The sequence below is a fragment of the Streptomyces sp. NBC_01477 genome (assembly GCF_036227245.1).
Taxonomy (GTDB): Bacteria; Actinomycetota; Actinomycetes; order Streptomycetales; family Streptomycetaceae; genus Actinacidiphila.
Genome location: NZ_CP109445.1, coordinates 8084445 through 8102993 on the forward strand (window position 1 = coordinate 8084445; position 18549 = coordinate 8102993).

An 18549-nucleotide genomic window follows, 5' to 3' on the forward strand; every position below is an offset into this window, starting at 1 on the left:
CGGAAACCGCTCTGGTGCGCGGTGAATTGATGAGGCAAGGAATGCGCAGGACGGGGTACACGATGCAGGAGTCTGTTGGCGCATCCACTGAGCCAGGTGGAGCGCGCCGCCGACCTGGAGGCCCTGACCTCGCGGTTCGCCGGGCAACCACTGATGGACACCGCCCGCAAAGACGTCGAAGCCGCGCTCCTGCAGCATCCGAGAGGAGGGAACATGTCCTGCCCCAACCCTGACTGCCGCCGCGGCGGCTGCACCACCAACCCGGAACCCACGACCAGCGGTCGGCCGAAGCGGTGACCGGCGGCGTATGTACAGGCCACCCGGCCAGGCCGCCCGCCCTCGCCGCCGCGCCGGGTGGCCCTCGTCACTGCGATCCCCGCACCCGCACCACCACGGCCGTGTCCACCACCGCCTCCGGCCGCCCGACGGTCTACTGGAGGCTCCACCGGTACGGGTGCGCCGGATCGGCGGGGCAGGCAAAGCCGTTGAGCTCACCGTCCCGGCCCACCCGGATCTTGGTCGGTGTGGCGAAGGAGAACGGGTACGGGTGGGGTTTCCGGTCTTCGAGCGGCTTCCAACTGCCGCTGCCGCCGTCCCACTCGGAGCTGTCGATGGTCAGCAGGACCTCCATCGGGGCCGAGCATGCCGGGCAGTCCATCGGGGCCGGGTCGGTCACATGCCAGGAGGCGAATCCTCCGACGCGCCAGCCGGGCGGGATGGACAGGTCGTACTGGTAGCCGACCGACCCTGCCCCGCCCTCGTCCTCCTCGCACCGCGCGGCTTCTTCTTCCGCCAAGGCCTGCTCCCAGGAATCGATCCGAGCGGACAGCTCCTCGGGGAGCAGACCGGCGAAGGGGTAGGTGGCGACCTGCTCCGGGTGCAAGACGCAGGGCTCGGGCACGTACCCGTCGTAGCCGATCACTTGCGGCTGCGGTGCCGGCGCGAGTACCTCGCCGACCTCCGCGGACCTGCGCCAGCGCAGATGCGGCAGCAACGCGTAGCTGCCCGGGCCGTGGACGTCGAAGGGGCACCAGAACACCTGGAGCAGGTCGCAGCCCTCGGGTCCGGCCGGCAGGTCCGGGATGTCCCGCCGGTACAGCTGTGCGACGCCGACCAGTGGCACCGGGTCCGTACCGGGCTTCCGAAGACTGCACTGCAACTCGTCCACGAGCCGCCGTTCGTCGCTGGTGAGTCCCGCCAGTTCGCGGGTCCAGACACGGGCCAGGACGTCCCGTTCCCGGTGGATGTCCGCAGGCCGCCGCCCGCGCCCGCTGCTGTGGGCTTCGCTGCACACCGGCCACGGCTCGTCCGCCGGCCACAGCATCGGGCCGCCCACGGAACTCTCCGATGCGCCCGGGTCGCCCGGCCGCGGGTGGAGCCGCGTCGTCGTGCCTTTGTACGCGCCCAGTTCCGGGAACAGCGCCTCGACGTCGAGCGGGCGCGGCGGGGTGGTTCTCGTCATGTCGGCGACCTTAGACAGCCGGCCGAGTGACCGGCACACCGTAAAAGCTTCCATGGCGCCGTCGGGCGATACGCGGCGCGCACCCCGGCTTCGAGCGGTACCACGTGCCCTGCGCCGTACGGGGACAGGTGGGGCGGCGGACCGCACGGAGGCCGCCCGTCTGGACCGTGCCCGTCGGCCAGTGTTCACCCGGGCGCGGTGGGCAGCGCCGCCGGGCACTGCTGCAATAGGGGGCGCCAAGGGCAACAGGACTTGTCGTCAATTGACTTGGGGGTTCGGGCCGATGAGGATCCGGTATGCGGGAGGGGCCGCTGCCGTCGCCGCGGCGGCGGTGATGGCGCTGATGGTGCCGCAGGCGGCGTACGCGACGACGTGGACCCGGCTGCCGGGATACTCCACCTGGACCGGCGTCACCGCGCTCGAACGCGGGCAGGGCATCGCGACCGACGGCACCTACTTCTACTACTCGGGCACGTACAGCCTGGCCAAGGCGACGGTCGACGGGAACCACGAGGCGGCCTCCAGCGCCCTCGCGATCCCCGCCGCGCTGAGCGGCCCCTACGGCTCCGACCACATCGGCGACCTCGACGTCCACGGCGGGTACGTGATCGCGCCCATCGAGGACGGCAGCGACTACCGGCACCCGCTGCTGGCGCTGTTCAACACCGGTGACCTGAGCTGGACCGGGCGCTACGTCCAACTGCCGGTGCCGCTGCTGCCCGACGGTGTGCCGTGGGTGGCGGTGGACGCGGCGGCCGGGCTGGTCTACACCGCGGCCTGGAACCAGTCCGCCGCCCAGGGCACCGACGAACTCGTCGCGTACCGGCTGTCGGACCTGCTGTCGCTGCCCGCCGGGGCGGCGCTGCCGGTGGCGAGGACGGTACGGCTGTCGCAGCCGCTCAGCCGCATCCAGGGCGCGGCCATGCTCGGCGGCGTGCTCTACGCCTCGGTGGACGGCGACGCTGACAAGGCCGTGTACACGATCGACCCGGCGACCGGCGCGATCGCCCGCGCCTTCACGCAGGACGTGCAGCCGGACGACGAGGTGGAGGGGATCGCGGCGCTCGACCTCGGTCCGGGCGGGGGCCGGCTGCACATCCTGAACGTGGGATCGGGCTGGAAGTCGATCTTCCTCTACCTCCAGCACTACCATCCGGCCGGCTGACGTACCGCACCCGCCCGAACGCGGTAGCCGGCCGCTTCACACCCGCGTCGACACCCCGGCCGGCGCTGGGAGGCCCGGGTCAGTGGCCGCCCTCGGGCAGAAGCCGTCCCAGGTAGCGGGGGCCGTATCGGCCCGGGGGCAGCGCGGCGGGGGCCGTGACGCACGCCAACGGCACATCAGCCGATTCCACCCCCTGCGCGCCCTGGTCGATGACCGCCTTGCGGGCGATCGGGCGGGGACGGTCGCGGCCCGGTCGCTGCCGCGGGCCTGTCCGGCGGAACGTGCCGGACAGGCCCGCGGCCCCGAGGAGGGCTCAGCGCTTGAGCGTGAAGGTGAAGTCGCCGGAGAGCTTGGCGTTCAGCCGGACCGCCGAGACGAGTCTGCCCTCCGTGATCAGCCGTTCGACCTCGGCCCGCGACAGACCGCACCCTTCAGCGATCAGCCGTACCGGCCGGACGGGGATCCGCGCCGCGAAGCGGACCGAGACGTCGATCACCTCGCTGTCCTGGTCATCCGGCTCATCGGGTTCATCGGGTTCGCCGGTGTCGAGGCGCCACGCGCCGTCCCAGCCGAGGGCGATGTGGTTACGGCGCTGCACGACCGGATCCTGGAGCAACTCCGCTGCCAGGACAGGGTCGTTGCCGTGCAGCCGGTCCAGCAGCTCCGATCGTACGGAGCGCACATTCACCCGCTCCAGGACCGTGAGCTTCGCGGTGTCCCCGCAACCGGTACAGAGCGCGAGGAGCCAGGCGTCGATGAGCTTGTGGTGTGCGTTGAGGCGAAATTTGCCGTTTGCCCGGAAGCTCTCGGACGTGCACGTATGGCAGCGCCGGAGAACGAGCGGCAGGCAGGTGGGCATGACCACCCAGACAGTGAGCACAGAAGTACACCGGTTCCAGTGAGAAGTCCGCAGCAAAAAGCAGCGCGGCGCACATGCGCGACGCGCGACCAATCAGCACTCGGGGGGTCTCACACGGTGTACAACGGGGCGTCCTTGCCTAGACGACTCGGTCCGGCAGCACGGTAACGGCACGCGGCGCCGCTGCTCCACCGGTTTTCGGGCGCCTTACCGCGGGGTTCCGTAGGGCGGTTCACGGGCCATGGACCGGGCCGGAGCCGGACGGGGCGCTGCGCGGATCAGAGTTCCAGCAGCGCCTTGTCCAGTGGGAACCGCGGTGACGCGGTGGAGTCGGCGACGTCGCGGCTCAGGTCCACGGCTCTGCCCAGCGCGCCGATCGCGTCGTCCTCCCGGTCGGGGTACGCGTGGACGCACGCCAGGCGGTGGAAGCGGTCGGCCGGCAGACCCGGGTCGGGGTCGGCGGGCGCGGCTCGCAGCGTCGTCTCGCAGCCACTGGCGGGCGCCATGGGCACGTCGGGCCATCAGCGGTTCCCGAGGCCGGTTAGTACGTCCTGGTGCAGCCTGGACGGCACCCCCCGGAATTTCTCGGTCTCGGCCAGGTGGTCCCGCAGCGCCTCCAACAGGCGGCGGTGCCGGGCCAGGGAGAGCAGGACGGCCCCGGCGAGGAGCGCCGGCAGCCGCACGGCGACCAGGACGGCGAGCAGCGGACCGGCGCCGGCGAACGGCCGCCGCGGCGGCGGAAGCTCTGGCGGGCAGCTGTGATGTCGGCCCGGCGGCCCTTCTCGGAACGGTTCACGGCGATCGCAGCCGGCCGGGCGTACGGCGCCGGGCGCTTTCCGAAGAAGGCGGGCTTGGTGATGCCGCGATGCGCCGTGGGGATCCGCGGTCCCCGCGTGGATACTGGCTGGCATGCGTATCGACTTCGATCCGAACGAGCTGGACCGCAACACCTTCTACCGGCTGCTGACCGCGACGGTCGTGCCGCGGCCGATCGCGTGGGTGTCCACGACCTCGGCGGCCGGGACGGACAATCTGGCGCCGCACAGCTTCTTCTCGGTGTCCTGCGTGAGCCCGCCGGTCGTGCAGTTCACGTCGGTGGGGCGGAAGGACTCGTTGCGGAACGTCGAGGAGACCGGGCAGTTCGTGGTCAACCTGGCGTCCGAGCACCTTTTCGAGGAGATCAACGCGACGGGGACCGATTTCCCGCGCGGGGCGAGCGAGTTCGACGAGGTCGGGATCGCGCGTGAGCCGAGCCTGCGGGTGAAGCCGCCGCGCGTGGCGGCCTCGCCGGTGGCGCTGGAGTGCGAGCTGCACAGCACGGTCAGGCTGGGGGACTCCACCGTGGTCTTCGGGCGGGTCGTGCACGCGGCCGTGTCGGAGGCGGTGCTGACCGACGGGCACCCGGACGTGCACAAGCTGCGCCCGCTGGCCCGGCTCGGCAAGGACGAGTGGAGCACCCTCGGCGAGGTGCTGGAGATCAAGCGGATTTCGTTCCAGCAGTGGCAGGAGGGGCGGCGTCGCTGACCGCCGCACGTCCGTCCGCCGACTCCGGCTCCGTACCCGTGCGGGAACGGGCGCGGACGCCGCGGGCGACGACCGCCGCGGCCACGCCCGTGACGCCCAGGAAGCCCAGGGCGAGCAGGAAGACCGGCGAGGTCGGGGAGGCGGCGCGGCTGCCGGCCACCACATAGGCGGCGGTGTTCGCGGCGCTGCCCACGGCGGTCGCGGTGAGGAAGGGCAGCAGCCGGATACGGGAGACCGCCGCCGCGTAGTTCGCGGCGGCGAAGGGCACTCCGGGGAAGAGCCGCAGCGCCAGAGTGCTGCGGAAGCCGTGCCTGCTGAGCTGCCGGTCGAGGGACAGCGCGACCCGGCCGCGCAGCAGCGGGCGTACGGCGTCCCGCCCGAGGAAGCGCCCGAGCAGGAAGGCCAGCCCCGCGCCGAGCACCGTGCCGCCGATCGCGGCCGGCAGCCCGGCGTGGATGCCGTAGAGCGCGCCGGCGGCGGCGTTGAGCAGCGGGCGGGGCACGAAGGCGACCGTGCACAGGCCGTACGCGAGGGCGAAGAGCAGCACCGCCGTACCGCCCGAGGTGTGCGGCTGCCAGCCGTGCGCGGTGAACAGCCGCTGCGGGTGCCAGGCCAGCACCGCGGCGCCGGCCGCCGCGAGCAGCAGCACGAGCACCGCGAACCTGGCCCACGGCGAGAGCAGTACGCGTGAGCAGCGGGCGGCGAGGCGTACGCGGCGCGGCACTACGAGAGGCACTACGGGAGCGTAACCGCTCAGGGCGCCGATCGGCTCATCAGCGAACCGCCCGAACCGCCCGAACCGCCCGCGGGGCCGCCCTCACGGCCCGTCCGCCGCCCCCGACTTCCGGCGCTCGCGCTGCCCCGCGACGGCGACGACCGAGGACGCGGCGGGCGAGCCGCGGTCCAGCACGCCCGCGGTGATCGCGACGGACAGGCCCACCACGGTGAGCACCGCCCCGACGAGCGCGGGCGAGGTCCAGCCCCACCCGGCGGCGATGGCGACACCGCCGAGCCAGGCGCCGCCCGCGTTGGCGAGGTTGAAGGCGGAGTGGTTGGAGGCCGACGCGAGGGTCGGGGCGCGGCGGGCCTTGTTCATCACCAGCATCTGCAGCGGGGTGGTGGTCATGAAGCCGACCGCGCCCAGCACCAGGACCGCGACCGGGGCGGTCGCCTTGGACTGGGCGGCGTAGTGGAAGCCGACGAGGACGACGGCGAGCGCGGCCAGCGAGCCGTACAGGGTCGGGCGCAGGGCGCGGTCGGTGAGCGGGCCCGCGGCGAGCGCGCCGAGCGTCATCCCGATGCCGAACAGCGCGAGGAGCACGGTGACGGTGGCGTCCGCGTAGCCGGTGACCTCGGTCATCATCGAGGCGAGATAGCTGTACACGGCGAAGACCCCGGCGAAGCCGAACACCGCGGTGAGCAGCCCGAGCAGCACCTGAGGATCCCGCAGCGCGCGCAACTCCTGGCCGACTCCGCTGAGTTCCTCGGTGGGCAACTGCGGCACCAGCAGCGCGAGCGCGGCCAGTGAGAGCAGCCCGATCGCGGTCACCACCAGGAAGGTGGCCCGCCAGCCCAGGTTCTGGCCGAGCAGGGTGGCGGCGGGCACACCGACGATGTTCGCGACCGTCAGGCCGAGGAACATCGCGGCCACCGCCCGCGCCCTGCGGTTCTCCGCGACCAGCCGGGACGCCACGACCGCGCCGACCCCGAAGAAGGCGCCGTGCGGCAGCCCGGCGAGGAAGCGCCCGGCGAGCAGCGTGCCGTAGCCGGGGGCGACGGCGGAGGCGGCGTTGCCGACGGTGAACAGCGCCATCAGCAGCAGGAGCATCCGCTTGCGCGGGATCCGCGCGCCGAGGCCGGTGAGCAGCGGGGCGCCGACGACGACGCCGAGCGCGTAGGCCGAGACCAGATACCCGGCGGTCGGCACCGAGGTGCCCAGGCTGTCGGCCACGTCGGGCAGCAGGCCCATCATCATGAATTCCGTGGTGCCGATACCGAAGGCGCTCACCGCGAGGGCGAGGATGGCCAGGGGCATGGAGCTTCCTTCGATCTGGTGGGGACGCGGGCGAGCCGGTCGGGCGGCCTAAGTTCACCCGCGGAACAAATCCTCTCACGTGCTCCCGCCGTAAAATCCTTCGACGCCGGGCGGGCCCGCCCGTCATGCTCGGCGCATGTTCCGGCTCGCCTTCCTCGCAGACGCCACCGCAGCAGCGGTCGCGTCGAAGGCTGCCTGCGCCGCCCCGGCCGCATCCGCCGCCCGGGCCGCCCGGAACGCATCCTTCGACGACGCCCGACGCTGACCCTCCCCGGACCGACGTCCGGTGGGACCCCGCACGGGGAGGGTCGGCCAGGCCAGGGGTCCACGACCGACCGGCGTCCCAGGAGGAGACACCGCCATGTCCAAGCAGGCGTACGTACGCACCAAGCCGCATCTGAACATCGGCACCATGGGCCATGTCGACCACGGCAAGACCACTCTCACCGCGGCCATCACCAAGGTCCTCGCCGACCGCGGCAGCGGCACCTTCGTGCCGTTCGACCGGATCGACCGTGCCCCTGAGGAGGCGGCCCGCGGTATCACCATCACCATCGCGCACGTCGAGTACGAGACCGAGGCCCGGCACTACGCCCACGTGGACATGCCGGGACACGCCGACTACGTCAAGAACATGATCACCGGCGCGGCCCAGCTGGACGGGGCGATCCTGGTCGTCTCGGCGCTCGAAGGCGTGATGCCGCAGACCGCGGAGCACGTGCTGCTGGCCCGGCAGATCGGCGTACGGCACATCGTGGTGGCGCTGAACAAGGCGGACGCCGGCGACCCCGAGCTGACCGACCTGGTGGAGCTGGAGGTACGCGAACTGCTCGGCGCGCACGGCTACCCCGGCGAGGAGCTGCCGGTCGTGCGGGTCTCCGGGCTGCGCGCCCTGGACGGCGACCCGCGCTGGACGGCCGCGATCGGTGAGCTGCTCGACGCGGTCGACGCGTACGTGCCGGTGCCGGTGCGCTACACCGACGCGCCGTTCCTGGTGTCGGTGGAGAACGTCCTCACCATCACCGGGCGCGGCACCGTGGTGACCGGCGCGGTCGAGCGCGGGGCGGTGGCGCCCGGCGACCGGGTGCAGGTGCACACGGCCGCGGGCGAGGTGCTGACCAGCGTGGTCACCGGGCTTGAGACCTTCGGCAGGCCGATGGACTCGGCGCAGGCCGGTGACAACGTGGCGCTGCTGCTGCGCGGTGTGCAGCGCGGCCAGGTACGGTGCGGCGACATCGTCGCGGCGCCGGACAGCGTCACACCGCACCGCCGCTTCACCGCGCGCGTCTACATCGTGCCCGCGGCGGAGGGCGGCCGGCACACCCCGGTCGCCACCGGCTACCGGCCGCAGTTCTACATCCGCACCGCGGACGTGGTCGGCGACGTCGACCTCGGCCCGGCCGGGATGGCGCTGCCCGGTGACACGGCCGACGTCACCATCGACCTCGGCCGGGCGCTGCCGCTGGAGCCGGGGCTCGGCTTCGCCATCCGCGAGGGCGGGCGCACGGTCGGCGCGGGCACGGTGACCGCGCTGATCTGAGCCCTGCCGCTGTCCGGTACGTTGCCACGTACCGGACAGCGGCGGGCGTGCCGCCACGCGGGGCGCGGGACAATGGCCGGGTGGATCAACACGAGGACCGGCCCGCGACGGGATCAGACCAGGCGCCGGACCGGAAGCCCGGGCAGGCTCCGGAACCGGTGCCGGTGGTGCGGGCGGTGGACTTCGGTACGGCCAGGCTGCTGCCCGACATCGACCGGGCGCGGGCCTGGCTGCTCACCGTGGACGGGTCGCCGCAGTCGTACGTGGACCTGGACGACCCGGGGCACCTGGAGTTCGAGTACGTGCGGCGCATCGCGTACGCCGTGCGGGCCGGTTTCGCCGACGGCGAGCCGGTGGACGCGGTGCATCTGGGCGGCGGGGCGATGACGCTGGCCCGCTGGCTCGGCCCCGACCGGCCGGGGTCGCGGCAGCAGGTGGTGGAGGCCGACCGGCGGCTGGCCGCGCTGGTCGCGGAGGTGCTGCCGATGGACGACCCCTCGGTGACCGTGCACACCGCCGACGCGCGGGCCTGGCTGGCGCGGGCCGGCGGCGGGACCGCCGACCTCGTGGTGGCGGACGTCTTCGGCGGCTCGCGGGTGCCCGCCGCGCTGACGTCGGTGGAATTCGTCCGCGACGCGCTGCGGGTGCTGCGCCCGGACGGTGTCTACCTGGCAAATGTGGCCGACGCCGCGCCCTTCGCCTTCCTGCGCTCCCAACTGGCCACGGTACGCAGCGCGTTGGCGGGCGGGGGCGACCTGTGCCTGCTGGCGGAGCCGGGGGTGCTGCGCGGCCGGCGCTTCGGCAACGCCGTCCTCGTCGCGAGCCGCCGCCCGCTGCCGGTCGAGGCGCTGTCCCGGCTGTGCGCCGCCGACGCCTTCCCGGCCCGGGTCGTCCACGGCCGCGCCCTGTCCCGGCTGATCGGCCGCGCGCACCCGGTGGACGACGCCACGGCGACGGCCTCGCCCCGCCCCCCGGAGGGCGCGTTCACGGTCGGCTGACCGCTCGGCGGGCGGGTCGCCGTACGACCGCGGGACCCGGGGGAGCGCCGGGGGCCGTTCACCGTAGGCCCGCGTGCCCGGCGCCCCAGCAGCGCGGGCCCGTTCACCGTACGACCGCCGGGCGGGTGTCCGTGCGCCGGGCCGGCCACCGTAGGCCCGCGAGACCCAGCGCCGCAGTACCGGCCGCCATTGCCGTACGACCCCCCGCTCGGCGTCCGCCCAGCGTCCCGCCGCGGCCCCGGGCTCAGAGCGCCGGGCCGCCCACCGGCCCGTCCGCCGCCGGCGCGCGGACGGGCGCCGCGTCCGGCGGACGGGGCACGCGCTCCACGCGGCGGATGTCCGGCACCAGCAGGACGGCGGCGGTCAGCAGCACGATCAGCCCGGACGAGCCCCAGAGCGCCCGCGTACGGCCGAAGAGCGCGGCGGCCGGGCCCGCCAGGGCCACGGCGAGCGGGGTCAGGGCGACCGAGCCCAGCCAGTCGAAGGCCGACACGCGGGACATCAGGTCCTCGGGGATCTCCTGGTGCAGGGCGAGCATCCAGTTGACCGCGAAGACCTCGATCGCCAGGCCGCCGACGAACATCACCGCGGCCAGTGCCCAGGCCGGCAGCGCCAGCGCGAGCGCGGCGGCGGGCAGGGCCAGCGGGAGGACGCCGAGGGCGCCCGCGACCAGCATCCGGCGCGGTCGCCAGCGCATCATCAGCACCGCGCCGCACGCGGTTCCCACTCCGCCGGCGGCCAGCGCGAGGCCCCAGGGACCGGCGCCGCCGAGGCGTTCCCGCGACACCAGCGGGCCGTAGACCGCCTCGACCGCGTTCACCATTCCGTTGACGACGGAGAACTGGAGCACGGTGGTCCACAGCCAGGACCGGGAGGCCACCATGTGCCAGCCCTCGCGCAGTTCGCGCGCGATGCCGCCGGACCGCGGCGCCCGGTCGGCGCGGGAGACGTCGATACGGGCCCGCATCGCGGCGGCCGCGGTGAAGCCGGCGGCGTCGACCACGAGCACCCAGCCGGCCCCGAAGGCGGCGACCAGCGCGCCGCCCAGCGCGGCGCCGCCGATGCCCGCCGCGTTCGTGGCCAGCCGGTAGACGGAGAAGGCCTGCCCGGCGTTCGCGGTGTCGACGGTGGAGAGCACCAGGCCCTCGGAGGCGGGCGAGAAGAAGGCCACGGCCCCGCCGCCGACCGCGGTCAGGGCCGCCATCTGCCACAGCGTGGCGTGCCCGGTCAGCACCAGGGCGGCGAAAAGGGCCTGCGAGCAGGCGTTGACGAGGTTGGCGACGGCCATCACCCGCTGCCGCGGCAGCCGGTCCGCGACGGCGCCGCCGACCAGCAACAGCAGCACCATCGCCAGGGTGCGGGCGGCGGCCACCAGGCCGACGTCGGTGGCGCTCCCGCCGGACTCGATGACGGCGAAGGCCGCGGCGATCGTGGCCCCGGAATTGCCGGTGCTGGTGATGAACGACGCACCCACCAGCAACCGGAAATTCCGCCCGGCCCAGGGCGGGAAGCTCAGCCGGCGCCCGTCGTCGTGTTCTGCCACCAGGGGACTATCGCCCACCCCCGGTGGACTGCCAACCGATTAATGGGCGGCGGGTACGGCAGCGGCCGAAAGCGTACGGCCGCTGCCGCGTGTCACTGCTTCATCGGCCGGATGGTGCTCATGATCTGGTCGACCATGGCCTGGCTGATCTGGTCGGGCACACCCTGCCGCGCCCACAGCACCCACACCACGGGGGTCGGCTTGTCGGGCTGGGCCGGGTCGAGCCAGGCGACGGTGTAGGCGATGCCGTTCGAGGAGCACTTGTTGGCCTTGGGGACCCCGGTGATGGTGGCCTGCGCCTGCCAGCCGGTGATCCCGTGGGCGTTGTGGAAGGCCTTGCTGTTCTGCGCCGCGGAGACGGTGCCCTTGCCCTTCTCCTGGAAGGCCCACTTCGCCCAGGCCCTGGCCTCGTTCTCGGCGGCGGTCTTGAGGCTCGGCGCCCCGCCGCCGCCCTTGGTGCCGGCGGTTGCGCTGGAGACGGTGTTCTTGCCGTCGGTGCAGATGTCCTTCTTGTAGTACGCGGGCGCGCCGACCGCGACCTGCGGCTTGCCGGTCTCGTCGCCGTAGCCGACGTCCATGGTCTCGCTGTCGAGTGTCCAGTCCGGCGGCACGTCGAAGACCGAGTTGCGCTCCTGGCGCTTGACCGCCTGCCAGCCCGGGACGACCGGCGTGACGTCGGTCGAGCCGGCCGGGCCGCGCGGGTCGTCCCCGCCGCCGCCGCTGGCACCCGGCTCCAGGGTGCCGGTCGGGGTGGGCGTGGGGGCCACCGTGGGGGACGTGGCCGTCACGGGCGGGGTGGTGGTGTCGTGCGCGTCGGAATTCTTCTTGCCGCCGGAGACGAAGACCACCGTGACCACCACCGCGGCGATCACCGCGAGGGCCGCGCCGATGGCGACCCAGACGGTCGCCTTGCTGCGACCGCCGCGCGGCGGGCCGCCCTCAGGACCGCCGGGCACCGGCGGACCCCAGGCCTGCGGGGTGGGGTAGCCGGGCGGCGCCTGATAGCCGGGCTTCGCGTACGGGGACGGCGTGCCGTACGGCTGGGCGGGCGGATACGGCTGCTGCGCCGGCGGTGGCACGGGCGGCGGCTGCTGTCCGGGCGGGGGATAGGCCGGCTGCTGATAACCGGGCTGCGCGTACGGATTGGGCGGCTGACCGTACGGTCCCTGCGGTTGCTGAGGGGGATTGCCCGATGGGTACTGCTGTCCCCCGGATTGTCCACCGGACTGCTCGTCTCCTGGCCACATGGCTGGAAACACTAAGGGAGCGGCCTCGACGGTTCCACGCCGGATCGTCTTACCGACTGGTAACATGCGGTCATGTCCGAGCCCTTGCCCTCGATCGGCGAACTCCTGACGGCCACCGTGCCGATGGTCCGCACCCTCCGCCTCGAATACCTGGAGACCACCGCGGAACGCGCGGTCCTGGCACTGCCAGACGACCCCGACTACCACAACCACGTCGCCGGGCCGCACGCCGGCGCGATGTTCACGCTCGCGGAGTCCGCCAGTGGCGCCGTCGTGCTCGCCGCGTTCGGCGACCAGCTGGGCAGGGCCGTGCCGCTGCCGGTGCGCGCGGAGATCGGCTGGACGAAACTGGCCAGGGGGCCGCTCACGGCCACCGCGGTGCTCGGCCGCCCGGCCGCCGAGGTCGTCGCGGAGCTGGACGCGGGCACCCGGCCGGAATTCCCCGTCGAGGTGTCCGTGCAGCGCGGGGACGGCGCGCAGACCTCGCACATGACGATCGTCTGGACGCTGCGCCCCAACAGCTGAGCGGCGGCCGGAACCCCCGGGCGACAGGACTGTCCGGTCCGGCCGGTCGGTTAGGCTTCCTGAGGGTGCGCCCCGTGCGCACCGTCCGACCGTTGTCGCGGGGAGGGACCGGCTGTGCACGTCCAGGAATGGCTCGACGGCATCCCGCCGGTCGCCGTCTACCTGATGGTGGGTCTGGTGATCGGCCTGGAGAGCCTGGGCATCCCGCTGCCCGGCGAGATCGTGCTGATGACGGCGGCGCTGATGGCCTCGCAGGGGCACGCCAATCCCTGGCTGGTCGGCATGAGCGCCATCATCGGCGCGGTCGGCGGCGACTCCATCGGCTACGCCATCGGTCACAAGGGCGGCAAACCCCTGCTGGAACGGCTCGGCCGAAGATTCCCCTCGCACTTCTCGCCGGGCCACGTGGCCACCGCCGAGCGCTCCTTCCAGCGCTGGGGCATGTGGGCGGTGTTCTTCGGCCGTTTCGTCGCGCTGCTGCGGATCTTCGCCGGGCCGCTGGCCGGCGTGCTGAAGATGCCGTACGGCAGATTCCTCGTCGCCAACGCGCTGGGCGGCATCGTGTGGGCCGGCGGAATAACGGCCGTCATCTACTACGTGGGCCAGGTCGCGGAACCCTGGCTCAAGCGGTTCGGCTACGTCGGGCTCGGCATCGCGGTGCTCTTCGGCATCGGCTCGCTGGTGCTGGTCAAGCGCCGGGCGGCCAAGGTGCAGGCCGAGATGGAAGCGGCGCCCGCTGCCGACGTCGAAGTGGCGGTGGCGCAGCCCGGAGAGTGAGCCGTGCCACACTCCCGTGCCGCGCTCCCGGGTCCCGCCGCGGCGGGCGCTCAGCCCCGCCCGTCCCCGACGGCGTCGCGGTGCACCTCGGCCAGCGCCACGTAGTGCTCCGCGTTGAGCCGAACCACCGCCCGCTCCTCCTCGGTCAGTTCCCGCCGCACCTTGGCCGGGACACCGGCGACCAGCGAGCCGGGCGGCACCTGCATCCCCTGCGGCACCAGCGCCTGCGCGGCCACCAGCGAACCGGTACCGATGCGCGCGCCGTTCAGCACGGTCGCGCCCATCCCGACCAGGACGCCGTCCTCGATCACGCAGCCGTGCAGCACCGCGTTGTGCCCGACCGTGACGCCCTCGCCGACGACCACGGGGAAGCCCGGGTCGGCGTGCACTGAGCAGTTGTCCTGGATGTTCGAGCCCGCCCCGATGGCGATCGACTCGCAGTCGCCGCGCAGCACCGCGTGATACCAGGTGCTCGCGCCGGCGCCGAGCGTCACCCGGCCGAGCACCACCGATGTGGGCGCGACATACGCCGCCGGGTCGATCTCCGGCCGCGTGCCGAGGATGCCCGCGACCAGCGCGTCCGCCGCCGGCCGCCGCTCGCCCGTCCGGTCTGTCATCGGTCCACGTCCTCCATGCCGGTCCGCCACTGTCCTCCGGCACCGTATACGGTGAATCCGTGCCCAGGAATGAGAACGTGTTCTTTTCCGCGACCGCGGGTATCGCGGCCGCGGCCGCCTGGCGGCGGCGGGCGGCCACCCGCCTGGTGCACCGGGCCCGGCGCTGGGCGCAGAACGCCGGCGCGGTCACCGCGGAGCGCCCCGGGCTGCTGCACTTCGCCCGGATCGGCCCCGGCACCCGGCTCGCCCACCCGCAGGGCACCGTCTTCGGCGAGCGCTGGATCCACCTCGGCGACTACTGCATCATCGGCGAGCAGGTCACCCTCACCGTCGGCCTGATGCCCACCGACGCGCGCCCCGACGGCGAACCCGGCACCGGCTTCGGCCCGGAGCCGGTACTGCGGCTGGGCGACGGGGTGGTACTGGGCCGCGGCAGCCATGTGGTGGCGCTCGCCCCGATCGTCCTCGGCGACAAGGTCTACTGCGGCCCCTACGTCTACCTGACCAGCATCAACCACTCCTACGACGACATCGCGCGGCCGATCGGCGAGCAGTGGCCGCGTACCGCGCCGGTCGAGATCGGTGCCGGCAGCTGGCTCGGGGCCGGCTGTGTGATCCTGCCCGGCGCCCGGCTCGGCCGGAACGTGGTGGTCGCGGCCGGCGCCGTCGTGCGCGGCGAGGTCCCGGACTACGCGGTGGTGGCGGGCGCGCCGGCCAGGATCGTACGCCGCTGGGACGCGGGCACCGCCGACTGGCAGCCCCCGCTGCGCACCCCGGCGCCCACCCCTTTCCCGGCCGACGCCGGCCCTGAACGGCTGCTGGACACCGGCGACTTGGAGCAGCAGGCCTGAACCGGCGCCCCTGGCGGGCGGTGCGGTTTGTTAGATTCGCCGCATGCGCGCCCCGATCGGACACTTCGACGACGCCCTGCCCGCCACCGAACGCCGCGAGCTGCTGCCGCCGCCGGTGGCCGCCGCCGTCACCGCCGAGATGATCCATGTGGACACCGACCCGGCGAAGGCCGACACCGCCGTCTTCGTCGCGACCTATGGCGAGGAACTGCTGCGGGAGTCCGCGAACTGCGTGGTCGTCGCGGGCAGGCGCGGCCAGGACGTCACGCTCGCCGCCTGCCTGGTGCTGTCCACCACCCGCGTGGATGTCAACGGCGTGGTGCGCCGCCACCTCGGCGCCCGCAAGGCGTCCTTCGCCTCGATGGACACCGCGGTCGGCGCCACCGGCATGGAATACGGCGGGATCACCGCGGTCGGCCTGCCCGCCGACTGGCCGCTGCTGATCGACGCGGCCGTCGCGGACACCCCGTGGGTGCTGATCGGCAGCGGGGCGCGGCGCGGCAAGCTCATCGTGCCGGGCAAGGTGCTGGCCGCGCTCCCGGGCGCGGTGGTCCTCGAAAACCTCGGGATCTGAGGAAGCGGGCGGGCCGCGTCAGCCCAGCCGGGGGATCTCGATGGCGGGGCAGCGGTCCATCACCATGTCGAGCCCGGCGGCCCGGGTCCGCTCGTACGCCGCCTCGTCGACCACCCCGAGCTGGAACCACACGGCCTTCGCCCCGGCCGCGACCGCCTCGTCGGCCACCGGGCCCGCCAGGTCCGAGTTGACGAAGACGTCCACGACGTCCACCGGGAAGGGGATGTCGGCGAGCGAGGCGTACCCCTGCTCGCCGTGCACCGGCTCGGCCTTCGGGTGGACCGGCACGACCCGTTTGCCGAACCGCTGGAGCACCGCGGCGACGCCGTACGCCGCCCGCGAGGTGTTGTTCGACAGGCCGACCACCGCCCAGGTGCCGCCGGTCTCCGTGAGGATCTTCCGCACTGCTGCCGCGTCGCCGTACACGCCGTCCTCCGCACTCTCGTCCTGCCTGGTCGAACCGGCGGACGCCCGCCGTCATTCCCCGCACGACAGGCCCTACGCTGGAGCGATGGCCGACCGGTATCTGACGGTGGCGCGCGCGGGCGTCCACGAGAGCGAGATCAAGCGCTCCCGCTTCCTGTGCACCCTCGCCCCCGCCGCCGGCGAGGAGGCCGCGCAGGCCGTCATCCGCGACGTCCGCCGGGCGCACCCCGCCGCGACGCACCACTGCTTCGCGTACGTCATCGGCCCCGACGGGCGGCTGCACCGGGCGAGCGACGACGGCGAGCCCGGCGGCACCGCGGGCACCCCGATGCTCCAGGTACTGCTCGGCCGCGAGGTCCGCGACACCGTCGCCGTCGTCACCCGCTACTACGGCGGCATCCAGCTCGGCGCGGGCGGTCTGGTCCGCGCCTACGGCGGCGCCGTGTCCGCCGCGCTGGACGAGATCGGCACGGTCGAGCGCCGCCGGCTGACCCTGCTGACCGTCACCGTCGGCCACGGGCGGGCCGGGCGGCTGGAGAACGATTTGCGGTCCGCGGGCCACACCCTGCGCGATGTCGGCTACGGAGCCGAGGTGACCCTCAGCCTCGGGGTCCCGGAGGACGAGGTGGCCGCGTTCAGGTCGTGGCTGGCCGACGCGACCTCGGGCGCCGCCGTCTGCGAGACCGGGGGCAGCGCCTACGTGGACGTGTGACCGGCGGCGCCCCGGGTCACCGGCGCGGCGACCTCCGCTCGTACGACGGGTCGATCCGCCGTATGCGGCCGGTGCCGTCCGGCTCGCGCAGACCGCGGGTGACGTACTGCTCGTGCAGCCGGGCCAGCGCGTCGCGGTCCAGTTCGACGCCCAGCCCCGGCGCGGTCGGCACCCGTACCGCCCCGTCTGCGAAGGCGAGCGCGCCGGGTACGACGACCTCCTCGGACTTCCACGGCCAGCGGGTGCCGCAGGCGTAGGCCAGGTCGGGAGTGGCGGCGGCCAGATGGGTCATCGCGGCGAGACCGACACCCAGATGGGAGTCGGAGTGCAGGGACAGGCCCAGGCCGAACGTCCGGCAGATGCCGGCGAGCAGCAGGGAGCGCTGCAGGCCGCCCCAGGAGTGGTGGTCGGCCAGCACGATACGCACCGACTCGCGGGCCACCGCGGACGACAGCTCGTCGAAGGCGGCCACGCACATGGTGCTGGCCAGCGGCATCGGCGCCCGGCGTGCGACCTCCGCCATGCCCCGCTGGCCGGGCGTCGGGTCCGCCAGATACTCCAGGACGCCGTCGAGTTCGCGGGCGACCCGGACCGAGGTCTCCACCGTCCAGGCCGCGTTGGGGTCCAGCCGCAGTGGAATTCCGGGGAATGCCTTGTGCAGCGCCCGCACCGCCTCGACCTCCTCCTCGGGCGGCATCACCCCGCCCTTGAGCGTGATCGCGCCGAAGCCGTAGTCCTCGGTCATCCGCCGTGCCTGCGCGACGATGCCGTCCGGGTCGAGCGCCGCGCCCCACTCGTCGGGCTCGCGGCCGGGATGGCCGGCCCGCTTGTAGAAGAGGTGCGCGCCGAACGGCACGCACTCGCGCACCGCGCCGCCGAGCAGGTCGCTGACCGGCAGCCCCGCGGCCTTGCCCTGGATGTCGAGGCAGGCGACCTCGAAGGGCGCGAAGACCCGGTCGGCGGCGCCGCTGCCGGTGGCCGACCCGGTCAGGCCGTGCCCGCCGGCGCCGATGCCGCCGTTCAGCGCCTCGGAGATCCGCCGGTGCATGCCGCCGAGCGTGTGGACGTCCATACCGGTGATCACCTCGACGGCCGCGCGCAGCCGCCGCAGATGCCCCCCGTCGGCGTACGTCTCGCCGAGGCCCGTGATGCCCTGGTCGGTGCGGACCTCGACGATCGCCCGCAGCGCGTACGGCTCGTGGACGCCGACCGCGTTCAGCAGCGCCGGGTCGCGGAAGGCGACCGGGGTGATGTCGGCCCCGGTGATCCGGATCCCGCCGCTCATCGGGCGGCCTCCGCCGCGCCGCACGCGCCGCCGACTTCCTGCCGCATGTTGTCCGAAAGAATCGGAAGATCGGCCGAATCTTCTGAGGTGCGGGAGGTCACCGGGAAGAAGGGTGCGTGGTCGAGCACGGAAGCCTCACCTTGTCCATGAACGTGAACCCTCGCCATGAATGCGAATACCCATGGACTGTAGGCGGCACCTGTGAACCGGTCAATGGCCAGGCCGGATCCGGTCCGCGGGTCCTCGGCGGGCGGGTCGCCCGGTCCGCCGACCACCCCGCTGCGGCCGAGAGCGGACATCGGAGCGACGTGCGCGGAAGGCTACGGTGGATCGGCTGATTCGCGAAGAATGTGCAATGCGTGAGCCGCAATCCTGGGCGGAAGTTTTCGAGACCTCCGACGAAAGGTTC

21 protein-coding genes are annotated in these 18549 nt (G+C 73.5%); 10 read left to right on the top strand and 11 right to left on the bottom strand.

Translation table 11 applies throughout. The features are described from left to right. The first annotated feature begins 75 nt into the window (after positions 1-75). Positions 76-297, top strand: coding sequence for a hypothetical protein (locus tag OHA86_RS34475; protein WP_329181706.1), 222 nt, complete (start codon positions 76-78; stop codon positions 295-297). 133 nt (positions 298-430) lie between these two features. Here the strand turns inward: OHA86_RS34475 and OHA86_RS34480 are convergent, their stop codons facing one another. Continuing rightward, positions 431-1462: a hypothetical protein gene (locus OHA86_RS34480; RefSeq protein WP_329181707.1), complete on the bottom strand. Its 1032-nt coding sequence runs from the start codon at positions 1460-1462 to the stop codon at positions 431-433. A 283-nt stretch (positions 1463-1745) separates the two neighbouring features. Here OHA86_RS34480 and OHA86_RS34485 point away from each other — a divergent pair, with 283 nt between their 5' ends. Next, positions 1746-2627 carry a hypothetical protein gene (locus tag OHA86_RS34485; protein ID WP_329181709.1) on the top strand — a complete coding sequence of 294 codons (882 nt, stop codon included), beginning with the start codon at positions 1746-1748 and terminating at the stop codon, positions 2625-2627. Positions 2628-2940: 313 nt separating this feature from the next. Here OHA86_RS34485 and OHA86_RS34490 read toward each other — a convergent pair whose 3' ends face one another. After that, positions 2941-3507, bottom strand: coding sequence for a DUF1062 domain-containing protein (locus OHA86_RS34490; RefSeq protein ID WP_329181711.1), 567 nt, complete (start codon positions 3505-3507; stop codon positions 2941-2943). Between the two features lie 257 nt (positions 3508-3764). Next, complete coding sequence (locus OHA86_RS34495; RefSeq protein WP_329181712.1) at positions 3765-3992, bottom strand: hypothetical protein; 228 nt, start codon at positions 3990-3992, stop codon at positions 3765-3767. 403 nt (positions 3993-4395) lie between these two features. Between OHA86_RS34495 and OHA86_RS34500 the strand changes: the two genes are divergently transcribed. Continuing rightward, the gene (locus tag OHA86_RS34500) at positions 4396-5010 is read left to right on the top strand and encodes a flavin reductase family protein (RefSeq protein ID WP_329181713.1); all 615 of its coding nucleotides are present in this window, start codon (positions 4396-4398) and stop codon (positions 5008-5010) included. Here OHA86_RS34500 and OHA86_RS34505 read toward each other — a convergent pair. Beyond that, positions 4964-5746, bottom strand: a complete 783-nt coding sequence (locus OHA86_RS34505) for a TVP38/TMEM64 family protein (RefSeq protein WP_329181715.1) — start codon at positions 5744-5746, stop codon at positions 4964-4966. The two genes, OHA86_RS34500 and OHA86_RS34505, sit on opposite strands and share 47 nt — an antisense overlap. 81 nt (positions 5747-5827) lie before the next feature. Next, a complete protein-coding gene (locus OHA86_RS34510) occupies positions 5828-7045 on the bottom strand; it encodes an MFS transporter (protein ID WP_329181717.1) in 1218 nt (405 codons plus the stop codon). Between the two features lie 361 nt (positions 7046-7406). Between OHA86_RS34510 and tuf the strand changes: the two genes are divergently transcribed. Next, positions 7407-8585: an elongation factor Tu gene (tuf, locus tag OHA86_RS34515; protein ID WP_329181719.1), complete on the top strand. Its 1179-nt coding sequence runs from the start codon at positions 7407-7409 to the stop codon at positions 8583-8585. 158 nt (positions 8586-8743) lie between these two features. After that, the gene (locus tag OHA86_RS34520) at positions 8744-9583 is read left to right on the top strand and encodes a spermidine synthase (RefSeq protein WP_329182669.1); all 840 of its coding nucleotides are present in this window, start codon (positions 8744-8746) and stop codon (positions 9581-9583) included. Between the two features lie 244 nt (positions 9584-9827). Here OHA86_RS34520 and OHA86_RS34525 read toward each other — a convergent pair whose 3' ends face one another. Together OHA86_RS34525 and OHA86_RS34530 are read right to left on the bottom strand one after the other, a co-directional pair. Next, a complete protein-coding gene (locus OHA86_RS34525) occupies positions 9828-11126 on the bottom strand; it encodes an MFS transporter (RefSeq protein ID WP_329181720.1) in 1299 nt (432 codons plus the stop codon). Between the two features lie 92 nt (positions 11127-11218). Further along, the gene (locus OHA86_RS34530; RefSeq protein ID WP_329181721.1) at positions 11219-12205 is read right to left on the bottom strand and encodes a hypothetical protein; all 987 of its coding nucleotides are present in this window, start codon (positions 12203-12205) and stop codon (positions 11219-11221) included. Between the two features lie 240 nt (positions 12206-12445). Between OHA86_RS34530 and OHA86_RS34535 the strand changes: the two genes are divergently transcribed. Both OHA86_RS34535 and OHA86_RS34540 read left to right on the top strand, forming a co-directional pair. Then, positions 12446-12898, top strand: coding sequence for a DUF4442 domain-containing protein (locus OHA86_RS34535; protein ID WP_329181723.1), 453 nt, complete (start codon positions 12446-12448; stop codon positions 12896-12898). Positions 12899-13012: 114 nt separating this feature from the next. After that, positions 13013-13675: a DedA family protein gene (locus tag OHA86_RS34540; protein ID WP_329181725.1), complete on the top strand. Its 663-nt coding sequence runs from the start codon at positions 13013-13015 to the stop codon at positions 13673-13675. 50 nt (positions 13676-13725) lie between these two features. On the opposite strand, the gene OHA86_RS34545 is transcribed toward OHA86_RS34540, so the two are convergent. Further along, positions 13726-14292 carry a gamma carbonic anhydrase family protein gene (locus OHA86_RS34545; RefSeq protein ID WP_329181727.1) on the bottom strand — a complete coding sequence of 189 codons (567 nt, stop codon included), beginning with the start codon at positions 14290-14292 and terminating at the stop codon, positions 13726-13728. A 59-nt stretch (positions 14293-14351) separates the two neighbouring features. On the opposite strand from OHA86_RS34545, the gene OHA86_RS34550 reads away from it, so the two are divergent. After that, positions 14352-15143, top strand: coding sequence for an acyltransferase (locus tag OHA86_RS34550; protein WP_443071939.1), 792 nt, complete (start codon positions 14352-14354; stop codon positions 15141-15143). Positions 15144-15186: 43 nt separating this feature from the next. Continuing rightward, positions 15187-15717 carry a YbaK/EbsC family protein gene (locus OHA86_RS34555; protein WP_329181731.1) on the top strand — a complete coding sequence of 177 codons (531 nt, stop codon included), beginning with the start codon at positions 15187-15189 and terminating at the stop codon, positions 15715-15717. 18 nt (positions 15718-15735) lie between these two features. Here OHA86_RS34555 and OHA86_RS34560 read toward each other — a convergent pair whose 3' ends face one another. After that, positions 15736-16143 (bottom strand): CoA-binding protein, encoded by a 408-nt coding sequence (locus tag OHA86_RS34560; protein WP_329181732.1) that lies wholly within the window; start codon positions 16141-16143, stop codon positions 15736-15738. An 85-nt stretch (positions 16144-16228) separates the two neighbouring features. Here OHA86_RS34560 and OHA86_RS34565 point away from each other — a divergent pair, with 85 nt between their 5' ends. Next, positions 16229-16855: a YigZ family protein gene (locus OHA86_RS34565; RefSeq protein WP_329181733.1), complete on the top strand. Its 627-nt coding sequence runs from the start codon at positions 16229-16231 to the stop codon at positions 16853-16855. 16 nt (positions 16856-16871) lie between these two features. Here OHA86_RS34565 and OHA86_RS34570 read toward each other — a convergent pair whose 3' ends face one another. Together OHA86_RS34570 and OHA86_RS34575 are read right to left on the bottom strand one after the other, a co-directional pair. After that, the gene (locus tag OHA86_RS34570) at positions 16872-18140 is read right to left on the bottom strand and encodes an enolase C-terminal domain-like protein (RefSeq protein WP_329181734.1); all 1269 of its coding nucleotides are present in this window, start codon (positions 18138-18140) and stop codon (positions 16872-16874) included. After that, entirely contained in the window at positions 18137-18268 is a 132-nt protein-coding gene (locus OHA86_RS34575; RefSeq protein WP_329181735.1) for a hypothetical protein, read from the bottom strand. The genes OHA86_RS34570 and OHA86_RS34575 overlap by 4 nt, the downstream gene beginning before the upstream one ends. Positions 18269-18549 lie beyond the last annotated feature (281 nt).